The sequence below is a fragment of the Metabacillus indicus LMG 22858 genome (genome assembly GCF_000708755.2).
Taxonomy (GTDB): Bacteria; Bacillota; Bacilli; order Bacillales; family Bacillaceae; genus Bacillus_P; species Bacillus_P indicus.
In genome coordinates, this window is the sequence record NZ_JGVU02000003.1 from 40,732 (window position 1) to 55,126 (window position 14,395).

The 14,395-nt window shown below is 45.8% G+C and carries 15 protein-coding genes and 1 rRNA gene; all 16 read left to right on the top strand.

The genetic code is table 11. The features are described 5' to 3' along the window. The first annotated feature begins 18 nt into the window (after positions 1-18). Positions 19-561 (top strand): hypoxanthine phosphoribosyltransferase, encoded by a 543-nt coding sequence (gene hpt / locus AZ46_RS12475; protein WP_029286095.1) that lies wholly within the window; start codon positions 19-21, stop codon positions 559-561. A gap of 103 nt (positions 562-664) precedes the next feature. Then, entirely contained in the window at positions 665-2,596 is a 1,932-nt protein-coding gene (gene ftsH, locus AZ46_RS12480; protein WP_029286097.1) for an ATP-dependent zinc metalloprotease FtsH, read from the top strand. Positions 2,597-2,810: 214 nt separating this feature from the next. Further along, positions 2,811-3,578, top strand: a complete 768-nt coding sequence (locus AZ46_RS12485; RefSeq protein ID WP_029286099.1) for a type III pantothenate kinase — start codon at positions 2,811-2,813, stop codon at positions 3,576-3,578. An 18-nt stretch (positions 3,579-3,596) separates the two neighbouring features. Next, the gene (hslO, locus tag AZ46_RS12490; protein WP_029286101.1) at positions 3,597-4,472 is read left to right on the top strand and encodes an Hsp33 family molecular chaperone HslO; all 876 of its coding nucleotides are present in this window, start codon (positions 3,597-3,599) and stop codon (positions 4,470-4,472) included. A gap of 23 nt (positions 4,473-4,495) precedes the next feature. After that, positions 4,496-5,404, top strand: a complete 909-nt coding sequence (locus AZ46_RS12495) for a peptidyl-prolyl cis-trans isomerase (RefSeq protein ID WP_029286103.1) — start codon at positions 4,496-4,498, stop codon at positions 5,402-5,404. A gap of 119 nt (positions 5,405-5,523) precedes the next feature. Beyond that, positions 5,524-6,447: a cysteine synthase A gene (gene cysK / locus AZ46_RS12500; protein WP_029286105.1), complete on the top strand. Its 924-nt coding sequence runs from the start codon at positions 5,524-5,526 to the stop codon at positions 6,445-6,447. 112 nt (positions 6,448-6,559) lie between these two features. Next, positions 6,560-7,978 (top strand): anthranilate synthase component I, encoded by a 1,419-nt coding sequence (trpE, locus tag AZ46_RS12505; protein WP_029286107.1) that lies wholly within the window; start codon positions 6,560-6,562, stop codon positions 7,976-7,978. An 11-nt stretch (positions 7,979-7,989) separates the two neighbouring features. Continuing rightward, complete coding sequence (gene pabA / locus AZ46_RS12510) at positions 7,990-8,574, top strand: aminodeoxychorismate/anthranilate synthase component II (protein WP_029286109.1); 585 nt, start codon at positions 7,990-7,992, stop codon at positions 8,572-8,574. Beyond that, positions 8,574-9,434 carry an aminodeoxychorismate lyase gene (gene pabC, locus AZ46_RS12515; RefSeq protein WP_029286110.1) on the top strand — a complete coding sequence of 287 codons (861 nt, stop codon included), beginning with the start codon at positions 8,574-8,576 and terminating at the stop codon, positions 9,432-9,434. The genes pabA and pabC overlap by 1 nt, the downstream gene beginning before the upstream one ends. A gap of 14 nt (positions 9,435-9,448) precedes the next feature. Beyond that, entirely contained in the window at positions 9,449-10,306 is an 858-nt protein-coding gene (gene folP, locus AZ46_RS12520) for a dihydropteroate synthase (RefSeq protein ID WP_029286112.1), read from the top strand. Beyond that, on the top strand, positions 10,299-10,661 hold the full coding sequence (gene folB / locus AZ46_RS12525; protein ID WP_029286114.1) for a dihydroneopterin aldolase: 363 nt from the start codon (positions 10,299-10,301) through the stop codon (positions 10,659-10,661). Before folP ends, folB begins: the two co-directional genes overlap by 8 nt. Continuing rightward, positions 10,658-11,185: a 2-amino-4-hydroxy-6-hydroxymethyldihydropteridine diphosphokinase gene (folK, locus tag AZ46_RS12530; protein ID WP_029286116.1), complete on the top strand. Its 528-nt coding sequence runs from the start codon at positions 10,658-10,660 to the stop codon at positions 11,183-11,185. The genes folB and folK overlap by 4 nt, the downstream gene beginning before the upstream one ends. Then, complete coding sequence (locus AZ46_RS12535; protein ID WP_029286118.1) at positions 11,134-11,343, top strand: helix-turn-helix domain-containing protein; 210 nt, start codon at positions 11,134-11,136, stop codon at positions 11,341-11,343. Before folK ends, AZ46_RS12535 begins: the two co-directional genes overlap by 52 nt. A 22-nt stretch (positions 11,344-11,365) precedes the next feature. Next, positions 11,366-12,367 carry a tRNA dihydrouridine synthase DusB gene (gene dusB / locus AZ46_RS12540; protein WP_029286120.1) on the top strand — a complete coding sequence of 334 codons (1,002 nt, stop codon included), beginning with the start codon at positions 11,366-11,368 and terminating at the stop codon, positions 12,365-12,367. Between the two features lie 109 nt (positions 12,368-12,476). Then, positions 12,477-13,976, top strand: coding sequence for a lysine--tRNA ligase (lysS, locus tag AZ46_RS12545; RefSeq protein WP_029286122.1), 1,500 nt, complete (start codon positions 12,477-12,479; stop codon positions 13,974-13,976). Positions 13,977-14,264: 288 nt separating this feature from the next. After that, positions 14,265-14,395: ribosomal RNA gene (locus AZ46_RS12550) — 16S ribosomal RNA — on the top strand; the annotation flags it as partial.

A 14,395-nucleotide genomic window follows, 5' to 3' on the forward strand; every position in this document is an offset into this window, starting at 1 on the left:
TGTAGGGGGCAACTTGTAATGAAGCAGGATATCGAAAAAGTATTAATAACAGAAGAAGAAATCAGCCGCAAGGTAAAGGAACTTGGAGCGCAGCTTACTGAAGAGTACAATGACCGCTTCCCTCTTGCTATCGGAGTGCTGAAAGGCGCTATGCCGTTTATGGCAGATCTGCTGAAGAACATTGATACATACTTGGAAATGGACTTTATGGATGTTTCGAGTTATGGTACTTCTACAGTATCTTCCGGTGAAGTGAAAATCCTGAAAGACCTTGACACTTCAGTAGAAGGCAGAGACATCCTGATTATTGAAGATATCATCGACAGCGGGCTTACACTGAGCTACCTTGTAGAGCTTTTCCGCTACCGCAAGGCAAAAACGATCAGCATTGTGACGCTTCTTGATAAGCCAACAGGACGCAAAGCGGATATTCAGGCTGATTATGTGGGCTTTGAAGTGCCGGATGCTTTTGTTGTAGGATATGGACTTGACTACATCGAACGCTACCGCAACCTTCCTTATATTGGAGTTCTGAAGCCTGAAATTTACGAAAATAAGTAATTGCTGCATTTGTCAAGTACCAAAACGGCCAATCAGTTGTATTGGAATGATTTTCTATGATACTATTTAAAATAGTTGTGTTTACTGTGGGAGGAGGTAAGGAATGAATCGGATCTTCCGTAATACCATATTTTATTTGCTAATCTTTTTAGTGGTTATTGGAGTCGTCAGTTTTTTCCAGGGAAACAACACAAAAACTGAGCCATTAACTTACAGTACGTTCATTTCCAAACTTGAAGCTGGTGACGTGAAAGAAATTACGATACAGCCGCTTCGCGGAGTATATGAAGTAAAGGGCCAGCTGGATGATTATAAAGAAGAGGAGCAGTTTGTTACACATGTATTGAGCGATAAAGCGCTGGACCGTGTGGATGCTGCAGCGCAGGGCAAAACGAATGTTAAGTTTGTTCCTGCAGAAGAAACGAGCGGATGGGTAACATTCTTTACATCCATCATACCGTTTGTCATTATCTTTATTCTTTTCTTCTTCCTGCTCAACCAGGCTCAGGGCGGCGGAAGCCGTGTCATGAATTTCGGCAAGAGCAAAGCGAAGCTCTACAGCGAAGAAAAGAAAAAAGTGCGCTTTAAAGATGTTGCCGGTGCAGATGAGGAAAAACAAGAGCTTGTCGAAGTTGTTGAGTTCCTTAAAGACCCGCGCAAATTTGCCGAGCTTGGCGCCCGTATTCCAAAAGGCGTTCTGCTAGTAGGACCTCCGGGTACAGGTAAAACCCTGCTTGCCCGTGCTGCAGCAGGTGAAGCCGGCGTTCCGTTCTTCTCTATAAGCGGATCTGACTTTGTTGAAATGTTCGTAGGGGTGGGAGCTTCCCGTGTCCGCGACCTGTTCGAAAATGCAAAGAAAAATGCACCTTGTATCATCTTTATCGATGAAATCGATGCTGTTGGACGCCAGCGCGGCGCCGGTCTTGGCGGCGGCCATGACGAGCGCGAGCAGACGCTGAACCAATTGCTCGTTGAAATGGATGGATTCGGCGGAAATGAAGGCATCATCATGATTGCTGCAACGAACCGTCCGGATATTCTTGACCCGGCATTGCTTCGTCCGGGACGTTTTGACCGTCAAATCACAGTTGACCGTCCGGATCTTAAAGGCCGCGAGGCGGTGCTTGAAGTTCATGCCCGCAATAAGCCTCTGGATGACACGGTTAACCTGAAATCCATCGCAGCCCGTACACCTGGTTTTTCTGGTGCAGACCTTGAGAACCTGCTGAACGAAGCAGCGCTTGTTGCCGCACGCCGCAACAAGAAGAAAGTGGATATGACGGATATAGACGAGGCGACAGACCGCGTAATTGCAGGTCCAGCCAAGAAAAGCCGCGTTATTTCCAAAAAAGAACGCAATATTGTTGCCTATCATGAAGGCGGACATACGATTATCGGTGTAGTTCTTGATGAAGCCGATATGGTTCATAAAGTAACAATCGTGCCTCGCGGGCAGGCTGGAGGCTATGCCGTTATGCTTCCAAAAGAGGACCGTTATTTCATGACGAAGCCTGAACTTCTTGATAAAATTACAGGACTTCTCGGCGGCCGTGTGGCTGAGGATATCGTCTTCGGCGAAGTGAGCACAGGTGCGACGAACGACTTCCAGCGTGCCACTGGCATTGCAAGACGCATGGTAACTGAGTTCGGTATGAGTGACAAGCTTGGACCGCTTCAGTTCGGACAGTCCCAGGGACAGGTATTCTTAGGCCGCGACTTTAACAGCGAGCAGAATTACAGTGATGCGATTGCCCATGAAATCGACATGGAAGTACAGCGCATTATCAAAGAATGCTACGAGCGCGCTAAGAAAATCCTTACTGAAAACCGTGATAAGCTTGAACTGATTGCTCAAACCCTGCTTGAAATCGAAACTCTCGATGCAGAGCAAATCAAGCATTTAGTGGATCATGGCACACTGCCTGACCGTCCGGTTTCAGAACATGAAAAGAAAGAAGATGTAAAAGTGAACATCCTTCCAAAAAAGGATGAAGAGCAGACATCTGAGATTCACGAAGACCGAAAAGAAGACTGACCATACATCAAAACCGCATGTTCACATTGAACATGCGGTTTTTTAACGCCGTTTCAGGTTCTTCCTTTTGCATTCCGCTGTCTAAAAAGACTAAAATGAGTGAGGGAAGACAGGGCTGCACACATAAATTTTGCATAAATTTAAGTTGGCTTCATGATATGATGAAAGAGTATTGAATACAGAGAAAAAGAATTTGGATAAAGTGGTGATACATATGTTTTTAGTGCTGGATGTAGGGAATACAAATACCGTTTTAGGCGTTTTTGAAGGAGATGCTCTCAAGCATCACTGGCGCATTGAGACGACGCGCAACAAAACAGAAGATGAATTTGGCATGCTCATCAAATCCCTCTTTGAACATGAAGGCATTCATCTGACCGATATTAAAGGAATCATTATCTCCTCTGTTGTTCCGCCGATTATGTTCTCGCTTGAGCGGATGTGCACGAAATATTTCAAACAAAAGCCCCTCGTTGTCGGACCTGGCATCAAGACAGGCTTGAACATTAAATATGAGAATCCCCGTGAAGTAGGTGCAGACCGGATTGTAAATGCGGTGGCAGGCATCCATTTATACGGCGGTCCTCTGATTATTGTTGATTTTGGCACAGCGACGACCTACTGCTATATTAACGAGGAAAAACAATATATGGGCGGCGCCATTGCTCCGGGCATCAATATCTCAACCGAGGCTCTCTATTCGAGGGCAGCCAAGCTTCCAAGAATCGAAATTGCACGACCTGATGATATTATCGGCAAAAATACGGTCAGCGCTATGCAGGCGGGCATTCTTTATGGGTATGTCGGACAGGTTGAAGGTATTGTCGGGAGAATGAAACAGCAGTCTAAAGCAGAGCCTAAGGTTATTGCAACAGGAGGACTTTCAACGCTGATCGCTTCTGAGTCGAAGGTGATTGACATCGTTGATCCGTTCCTCACATTAAAAGGGCTTCAGCTGATTTTTGAACGAAACAGCATTTAATTGGAAAGGTGATAAAACATGGATTATCTTGTAAAGGCACTTGCGTTTGACGGACAAGTGCGTGCATACGCAGCCAAAACAACAGACACAGTTGGAGAGGCGCAAAGAAGGCATCAGACATGGCCGACTGCATCTGCAGCCCTCGGCCGTTCAATGACGGCTGGTGTCCTGATGGGCTCAATGCTTAAAGGCGAAAGCAAAATGACGATTAAAGTGGAGGGAGGCGGGCCTATAGGCGTGATTGTCGTTGACAGCAATGCAAAAGGCGAGGTTCGCGGCTATGTGACAAACCCTCAAACACACTTTGACCTGAATGCAAAAGGAAAGCTTGATGTAGCAAGAGCGGTTGGAACATCCGGAACGCTTTCCGTTGTAAAGGATCTTGGCATGAAAGAACATTTCACCGGTTCTGTTGAACTTGTGTCGGGTGAACTTGGCGAAGACTTTACCTATTATCTTGTCAGCTCTGAACAGGTTCCATCATCCGTTGGGGTAGGCGTACTCGTTAACCCTGACAACTCAATTCTTGCGGCAGGCGGCTTCATCATTCAGCTTATGCCCGGCACGGACGACTCAACGATTGCGGAAATTGAAAAACGGCTTGGTAGTGTAGAGCCAATCTCGAAACTGATCCAAAAAGGGCTAACGCCGGAAGAAATTCTGTTTGAGGTTCTCGGCAACGATCAAGTGAAGATTCTTGATCAGCACCCAGTTGCTTTTCACTGCCCTTGCTCACGCGAGAGAATTTCAAATGCGATTATCAGTCTTGGAGCGGATGAAATCCAAAGCATGATTGAAGAGGACGGGAAAGCTGAAGCAGAGTGTCACTTCTGTAATGAACGGTATCATTTTTCAAAAGAAGAACTGACAGAGCTGAAAGAAGAAGCGCGCTGAACATGCGGTCAGGAGATGGAGAGATGAACAGAAAAGCGGTCTGGCTGATTATCTTCGGACTCGTGATTATCAACTGTTTTACTCTGGCATATTTTCTAACAAAGGATGACAGCATCGCTGCAATCGGACCTGCTTCAAACGGAAGCTCAGAATCCATTGCATCTGTCGGAGGTAAGGAAATAACAAGAGAGCAGTGGATGGCAGAGCTTGAAGATCGTTTCGGCAGGGAAACACTTGAAGAAATGATTAACTTTACGGTTGTTGAGGAGCTTGCTGAAAAACATGACATCAGCATCCCTGATGAGGAGCTTGAACGTGAGCTTACCATGTATAAATCCATGTACAATGCACTCGACAACGAGCAGCTTTCAGAAGACGGAGAGCTGCGCGAACAGATCAGGTACAGCATGCTGCTTGAAGAGCTGCTGACAAAAGATGTTGAAATACCGGAGAAGGAATTGAAGGCTTATTACGAGTCCAATCAAGATCTCTATTCCATTAAAGATACGTATCACCTTTTTCACATCGTGACAAAGACAGAAGCGGAAGCGAAAAAGGTAATCGAAGAGCTTGAGGGCGGATCGAGCTTTGAAGCGCTTGCTGCGGAAAAATCAATCGATGAGTTTTCTGCAAACGAGGGCGGAGACCTTGGTTATGTTTCATCAGAAAACGATTATCTGCCTGTTCAATATATCGAAGAAGCTGAAAAGTTGAAAAAAGATAAGTGGAGCAAGCCGATCAAAAGTGAAAACGGCTATTCTGTCATCCTTCTGAAAGAGAAGGTTAATGGCGTGCAGTACTCATTTGAAGAAGCCAAGAACCAGATCAGACGGCAAATTGCCCTTGAGCAGATGGAATCAGCCGTTTCTGTAAAGCCTTTATGGGAAGAAGCGGGAGTAACGTGGTTTTACGGCAGCGGCACATCTGAATAAGAAACAGAATTGAGTATTTTGCCCTATCCGAGAAGTAAGAAAAGATTGACAATTCAGACTGAGGTTTGGTACATTCTTTTTAAAGCCAATAAAAATACTCGGAAATAGAGGTGGTCAGATTGACGCGTGTAGCAAATTCTATACACGAACTGGTTGGGGAAACACCTATTGTCAAATTAAACCGCATTGTAGATGAAAACAGTGCAGATGTATATTTAAAGCTTGAGTTCATGAACCCTGGAAGCAGTGTAAAAGACCGCATAGCACTTGCGATGATTGAAGCTGCCGAAGAAAAAGGTCTTCTTAAGGAAGGCGATACAATCATTGAACCGACAAGCGGAAATACAGGCATCGGGCTTGCAATGGTTGCAGCTGCAAAAGGGATTAAGGCAATTCTTGTTATGCCTGAAACAATGAGCATGGAGCGCCGCAACCTTCTTCGGGCGTATGGTGCCGAGCTTGTTCTTACTCCTGGTCCTGAGGGCATGGGCGGAGCTATCAGAAAAGCGGAAGAACTTTCAAAAGAGCATGGCTATTTCATGCCTCAGCAGTTCAAAAATGAAGCAAATCCTGAAGTTCACCGCCGTACGACAGGTCCTGAGATTGTCAGTCAGATGGGCGGCCAGCTTGATGCATTCATAGCAGGAATCGGAACGGGCGGAACCATTACGGGTGCCGGCGAGGTCCTTAAAGAAGCTTATCCTGATATAAAAATCTATGCGGTGGAGCCTGCTGACTCACCTGTCCTTTCTGGAGGAAAACCGGGTCCTCATAAAATCCAGGGCATCGGAGCAGGATTTGTTCCGGATATCTTAAAAACGGATATTTACGACGGTGTCATTCAAGTGAAAAATGAAGAAGCTTTTGAAGTGGCGCGGAAAGCGGCAAGAGAAGAGGGTCTTCTTGGAGGCATTTCTTCCGGTGCAGCGATTAAAGCAGCCCTTCAAGTAGCGAAAGAGCTTGGTAAAGGCAAAAAGGTTCTTGCCATTATCCCAAGTAACGGGGAAAGATACTTAAGCACGCCGCTTTACCAATTTGATTAATCAAGAAACAGCCCTTGGGCTGTTTTTTTGTTTATGGGAGAAATTTTCAACATGTATTCTTCCGCCCTTTTATGTAAAATGAACATATGAGTTTTTAAGGAGAGGGTTAAGCATGCACCTTGAGAGAAAACCGCTTGCAAAGAAAGCGGCTTACAATCTTGATTTCTTCAGACAATATCAGCATCTATCCAGAAACGAGGAGCGTCACGCGATCCTTGAAAGCGGAAGGGGCGGCCGGTACAGCATCGCGGGTCTTCACCCGGCAGCGGTCATTAAAGGGAAAGATTCGGTCCTTTCAATCCAGACAAAGAGCGGAACTGAACAGCGGACAGGAAATATTCTTGATGAGTTTAGGAGCTGGTTCAGTCAGTTTAACACCGTTAAGAATGATGAGCTTCCGGATTTTCAGGGAGGGGCAATCGGTTTTTTCAGCTATGATTGTGTAAGGGCGTTTGAGAAGCTTGAAAGCCGTTCGATCGACGATCTTGAAACACCGGATTTAAATTTTCTGCTTTTTGATGATCTGGCCGTTTATGATCACCAGACAAAGGAAATCTGGTTCATTACCCACTATTCATCTGATACTGACCAAAAAGAGGCGCGAAACAGAATAGCTGAAATGGAAAAGAGCTGGTTTGAAAAACAGACAGCTGCATTTGTTCATAAGCCAGCAGGCGGAACCGGAAATCCTGCATCCCCGCACCGGTTTACAAAAGAGTCGTTTATGGATGCTGTTGAGACGATAAAGGAATATATCGCAAACGGTGATGTTTTTCAGGTGAACCTGTCTGTCAGGCAGACTGAACCTCTGAAGGTGCATCCGCTTAAAGTGTATGAAACCCTGAGGGAAGTAAATCCATCGCCGTATATGGCTTACCTGGATCTGCTGGATTTCCAGATTGTCAGCGGCTCGCCTGAGCTATTGGTAAAAATAGACGGCGAACACGCAAGCACAAGGCCGATTGCGGGAACAAGGTCAAGAGGGGAAAGTGAAGAAGAAGATCAAAAGCTTGCCTCAGAACTGATTGAGAATGAGAAAGAACGTGCTGAGCACGTCATGCTTGTGGATCTTGAACGGAATGACCTTGGAAGAGTGTGCAAATACGGAACAGTTGAAGTAAACGAGTTTATGGTCATCGAAAAATATTCACATGTGATGCACATCGTTTCAAATGTCCGCGGCCTGCTTGCAGAAGGAAAAGATTATATGGACGTCCTTAAAGGTGTTTTTCCGGGAGGGACGATTACGGGAGCTCCCAAAATCAGAACGATGGAAATTATTGAGGAGCTTGAGCCGACAAGAAGAGGCATTTATACAGGATCGATCGGCTGGATTGGGTATAATGGAGATATGGAAATGAACATTGTCATCCGCACGCTGCTTGCGAAGGAAGGGCATGCCTATATCCAATCTGGAGCCGGAATTGTCATCGATTCCAATCCTAAACACGAATATAAAGAATCGCTTAAGAAGGCGCAGGCCTTGCTTAGGGCGAAAGAGCTGAGCGAAGAAGAGACTATGACAGTATGAGGTGAGAGAGAATGATTTTAATGATTGATAACTATGATTCGTTTACGTTTAACCTGGTGCAGTATTTAGGGGAGCTTGGGGAGGAGCTTACCGTTCGCAGGAACGATGAGATCACGCTCGATGAAATTGAAGAGATGGCTCCAGATTTCCTCATGATATCTCCTGGCCCGTGCAGTCCGAATGAAGCTGGAATCAGCATGGCGGCCATTGAGCGCTTTGCGGGAAAAATTCCGATTTTCGGAGTTTGTCTTGGACATCAATCCATCGCGCAGGTTTTCGGGGGAGATGTCGTCCGCGCAGAACGCCTGATGCACGGAAAAACATCCGAAATGCACCACGACGGCAAAACGATCTTTCAAGATATTGAAAATCCATTTACAGCTACCCGCTATCATTCACTTATTGTGAAAAAAGAAACACTGCCTGACTGCTTTGATATCACAGCCTGGACCGAAGAAGGCGAAATCATGGCAATCCGCCATAAAACACTGCCGGTTGAAGGCGTGCAGTTCCACCCGGAGTCAATCATGACATCCTTTGGGAAAAATCTGCTCGGCAACTTCATTAAAACGCACCGGCCTGCTGAAAAAATCTGATGTATATTTACCTGAACTCCGAATTCATTCAGGCAGAGGATGCCAGGATCTCTCCCTTTGACCACGGGTATTTATATGGTCTTGGGGTGTTTGAAACGTTCAGAGTCTATAAGGGGCATCCATTTTTGCTGAATGATCACATGAGCAGGCTGCAAAAAGCCATGAGAGAGCTGAATATTCAGTTGGATGATTCCAGCCTGAATATAGAAGAGGTCATTCAGCGTCTGCTTCTGCTTAACGATCTGCAGGATGAGGATGTATCGGTGCGCCTTAACGTATCAGCGGGAGACGGCGGACTGATGTTCGGTGCACTGGAATATCGTGAGCCCACTGTCATGATGTTTATGAGGAAACTGCCTGAGCTGCCGGCTGACCTTGAAAAACGAGGGGTGCTTCTGTCTGTTCCGAGAAATACCCCTGAGGGAAAAGAACGGATCAAGTCCCATCATTATCTGAACAATGTTCTGGCGAAGCGTGAAGCGGGAAATGATCCTTCGGTCGAAGGGATTTTTCTTACGAAAGACGGGTTTGTGGCAGAAGGGATTGTCTCAAATCTCTTCTGGGTAAAAGATGAGTGTGTGTATACACCTTCTCTGGATACAGGGATCTTGAACGGCATCACCCGGCAGTTTGTCATCCGCTGTCTGGAAAAAGAGGGAATGAGATGGGTGGAAGGCAGGTTTACAGCAGATGAGCTGCTTCAGGCTGATGAAGTATTTGCCGTGAACTCTGTTCAGGAAATCATTCCGCTGAAAGAAATTGGCTCTAGCGTTTTTTCAGGAAAGAATGGCGCTGTAACGCAAACACTAAAAAGGATTTATAAGCAAAGCAGAATGCTGAAAAGCAGAGAAGAGCTGTAAAGGATTGATGATAAATGGACACCATTTTAGCTGATGATAAAAAGGATCTGATCTGCGGACCGTACCGATTAAATCCTTATGAAAAGACATTGATTATGGGGATTTTGAATCTGACGCCTGACTCCTTTTCGGATGGAGGCAGGTTCAACCGCATAGAAACGGCGCTTGCCCACGCGAAGGAAATGATTGCAGACGGAGCGGATATCATTGATGTCGGGGGAGAGTCCACACGCCCAGGCGCGGATTTTGTCCCTGCTGAAGAAGAAATCCGGAGAGTTGTTCCAATTATTAAAGAGCTTTCTAAAGAAATCAGTGTTCCAATCTCCATTGATACTTACAAAGCAGAAGTGGCAGAGCAGGCTGTTCTTGCCGGAGCAACGATTCTAAACGATGTATGGGGGGCAAAAGCAGATCCTGAGATGGCTGCTGTTGCGGCAAAATACGATGTGCCGATTATCCTCATGCATAACCGGCCGGAACGGAATTATACCGCGCTGATTCCGGACATGATCTCGGATTTGAATGAAAGTGTCTCAATCGCCAAACGTGCAGGTGTCAAGGACAGCAAAATTATTCTTGACCCGGGCATCGGGTTTGCGAAGACGATGGAGGATAATCTTGAGGTCATGAGAAACCTGGAGACTTTCACTCAATTGGGGTATCCGGTCCTGCTCGGAACGTCAAGAAAATCCTTCATCGGCCGCATACTTGATCTCCCGCCTTCTGATAGAATGGAGGGTACAGGGGCTACAGTTTGCCTCGGAATCGAAAAAGGATGCAGCATTGTGAGGGTGCATGATGTGAAAGGAATTGCAAGAATGGCAAAAATGATGGATGCCATGATTGGAAAAGGAGCGGCTGAGCTTGGATAAAATTTTTGTGAACGGGATGGAGTTTTACGGGTATCATGGTGTTTTTCCTGAAGAGACGAAGCTCGGCCAGCGTTTTCGGGCTGACATGACCATTGAGCTTGATTTAAAGCAGGCAGGGCAGACAGATGATCTGCAGCATACGGTCAATTATGCTTCGCTTTATAAAATTTGCAGGGGTGTTGCTGAAGGAAAGCCGTTCAAGCTTGTAGAAGCTGTCGCCGAGAAAATTGCGGCGGAGGTTCTTGAAGAATTTCAGCAGGTAAGCTTCTGCACAGTAAAACTCTACAAGCCGGACCCGCCTATACCCGGCCATTACGACTATGTGGCCGTGGAGATCAGGAGAGGACGCTCATGAACAGAGCCTTTCTTGCGCTTGGCAGCAACATCGGAGACAGAGAGCGCTATTTAAAAGATGCGATCCTGAGCTTGAATGAACATTCTTCTATTAAGGTGGAGGAAATTTCCTCTATTTATGAGACAGATCCGGTGGGTTATGAGAATCAGGATGCATTTTTAAATATGGTGCTCTCCGTCCGCACAGATCTGACAGCGTTTGAGCTGCTGTCTGTCATGCAGGGAATTGAACAGAGTCTCGGAAGAAAAAGGGACATCAGGTGGGGTCCCCGGACTTTGGACCTTGACATTTTACTCTATAATCATGAAAATATTGAAACAGAGCAACTAATTATTCCACACCCTAGGATGTTAGAGCGTTCGTTCGTATTAATCCCGTTATATGAGATAGACCAGAATATTCATATACAAGCAAGCAATCAGCCGCTTTCAGTCATAATCGATCAACTACCGGACAAAGAAGGGGTACGAATATGGAAGCAGCAGAAAAATGGGGAAGACGTATTCGCGCTTTTCGAAAATTAAAAGGATTTACCCAGGAAGGGTTTGCAAAAGACCTTGGCATATCCGTGTCTGTTTTAGGCGAGGTTGAACGCGGGAACAGGCTTCCGAATGATCAGCTTATTGAAGAAGTAGCGGCCGCGCTGAACGTCACGGTAGAAGAGCTTTCACCGAGAGAGTAAGGCCCTGAAAGGAGGTAACCCGATGTTTAATATCGGCGATATCCAATTGAAAAACCGCGTTGTCCTTGCGCCTATGGCCGGAGTCTGCAACTCGGCATTCCGCCTTACGGTGAAGGAATTCGGAGCGGGACTTGTCTGCGCTGAAATGGTCAGTGATAAAGCCATCCTTCTTAACAACGCAAGAACGATGGACATGCTCTACATTGATGAGCGTGAAAAGCCGCTCAGCCTCCAGATCTTCGGAGGAGAAAAAGAAACACTTGTAGAAGCTGCCAAGTTCGTTGATAAAAACACTACGGCCGATATCATTGATATCAATATGGGCTGTCCTGTTCCGAAAATCACAAAATGTGATGCAGGGGCTAGGTGGCTGCTTGATCCGGATAAAATCTATGACATGGTTTCTGCCGTTACAGATGCAGTAGATAAACCGGTTACCGTGAAAATGCGCATTGGATGGGACGACCAGCATATCTTTGCTGTCAAGAATGCGCAGGCTGTAGAAAAAGCCGGAGGCAAGGCAGTAGCTGTTCACGGGCGTACAAGAGTTCAAATGTATGAAGGAACGGCAGATTGGGCTATCATTAAAGAAGTAAAAGAATCTGTCGGCATTCCGGTTATTGGAAACGGGGATGTAGAAACACCTCAGGATGCCCAGAGAATGCTTGATGAAACAGGTGTTGACGGCGTGATGATCGGCCGTGCCGCACTGGGGAACCCCTGGATGATTTACCGTACGGTTCACTATCTTGAAACGGGTGAACTGATCAGCGAACCTTCAGTACGCGAAAAAATGGATGTATGCAAACTGCATCTCGACCGTCTGGTTGCCCTTAAAGGCGAAAAAACAGCTGTCAGAGAAATGAGGAAGCATGCTGCGTGGTACTTGAAAGGGATCAGAGGGCACGCCATTGTAAGAAATGCCGTAAATACGACAGAAACAAGAGACGAGATTGTGAACCTGCTTGATGAATTTACATTGCAGGCAGAATCGAAAGAACAAAGCAGCATACAGGCAGGCTGAACTGCCTTTCCCCGCAGCGATTGCACACTGCCAGTTTGAACTGGCAGTTTTTCTGCATTCGCCGGTATAATTGACTAACAAGCCTTATAGAGGACAGGAGCTGATTTTTTTGAGTAATGAAGAATTGACACATGAAGAATTAAATGACCAGCTGAAAGTAAGACGGGAAAAGCTTAGTGTACTGCGTGAGAAGGGTCTCGACCCGTTTGGAAAACGTTTTGAGCGTACTGGATACACAGCGCAGCTCGTTCGCGAATACGGCGAAATTTCAAAAGAAGACCTTGAGGAAAGATCTATTTCTGTCACGCTGGCAGGAAGAATCATGACAAAACGCGGCAAAGGAAAAGCCGGATTTGCCCACGTTAAGGACATTGAAGGTCAGATTCAGATTTATGTGCGCAAGGATGCAGTCGGTGATGAGCAGTATGAATTGTTCAACACAGCTGACCTTGGAGACATTGTCGGTGTTACAGGCGTTATGTTTAAAACGAAAGTCGGCGAGCTTTCCATTAAGGCTACAAGCTTTGAGCTTTTAACTAAGTCTCTTCGTCCGCTTCCTGATAAATTCCATGGCTTAAAAGACATTGAACAGCGCTACCGCCAGCGTTATCTCGACCTCATCATGAATGATGAAAGCAAAAGCACGTTCATTGCACGCAGTAAAATTATTCAATCTATGCGCCGCTACCTTGACCAAAACGGCTACCTTGAAGTTGAGACGCCAACGATGCACACCATTGCAGGCGGAGCTTCAGCACGTCCGTTCGTGACACATCACAATGCTCTTGATATGCAGCTTTACATGCGGATTGCAATTGAGCTTCACCTTAAGAGACTAATAGTGGGCGGCCTTGAAAAGGTATATGAGATTGGCCGTGTTTACAGAAACGAAGGAATCTCTACCCGTCATAATCCTGAGTTCACAATGATTGAACTTTATGAGGCTTATGCAGACTACAAAGATATCATGTCTTTGACAGAAAACCTGATTGCCCATATTGCCAAAGAAGTAACAGGCTCTACAAAAATCACATACGGTGAACATGAAATCGATCTTCAGCCGGAGTGGAAGAGACTTCACATGGTTGATGCGATCAAAGAGCGCACCGGTGTAGATTTCTGGGCTGAAATGTCAGTGGAAGATGCAAGAGCGCATGCGGCTGAGCATGACGTGGAAATCAACAAAAACATGACGGTCGGCCATATCATCAATGAATTCTTTGAGCAAAAAGTGGAAGAGCATCTGATTGAGCCTACTTTTATCTATGGCCACCCGGTTGAAATTTCGCCTCTTGCCAAGAAGAACGATGAAGACCCTCGTTTTACAGACAGATTTGAATTGTTCATCGTTGCCCGTGAGCATGCAAATGCATTTACTGAGCTGAATGATCCTATTGATCAAAAAGAACGCTTTGAAGCGCAGCTGCAGGAAAGAGAACAAGGAAATGACGAAGCGCACATGATGGATGAAGACTTTATTGAAGCACTGGAGTATGGAATGCCTCCAACAGGCGGTCTTGGGATTGGAATTGACCGTGTAGTCATGCTTCTGACAAACTCCGCTTCTATTAGGGACGTCCTTCTGTTCCCTCATATGAGACACCGTTAAATACACATGAAAACCTCCGCTGTTTCGGCGGAGGTTTTTTATTTTTATTTTTTATAAAAAAAGCCTTGCTTAATAGTGTCTGCGGTGATATATTATTAAACGTTGCCGCAAAAAACGGCGACGGCGAGAAATAAAAAAAGTGAAAAAAGTGCTTGACTTAATAACTGAGATTTGATATTATTATAAAGCTGCTCTTGAAGCAAATGATCTTTGAAAACTAAACAAAACCAAAAGCGTACCAAACGTTTAAAATTTTTTAAGTCAGCAACATTTATGAGTCACAAATTTTCTTCGGAGAGTTTGATCCTGGCTCAGGACGAACGCTGGCGGCGTGCCTAATACATGCAAGTCGAGCGGACCTCTTCGGAGGTCAGCGGCGGACGGGTGAGTAACACGTGGGCAACCTGCCTGTAAGACTG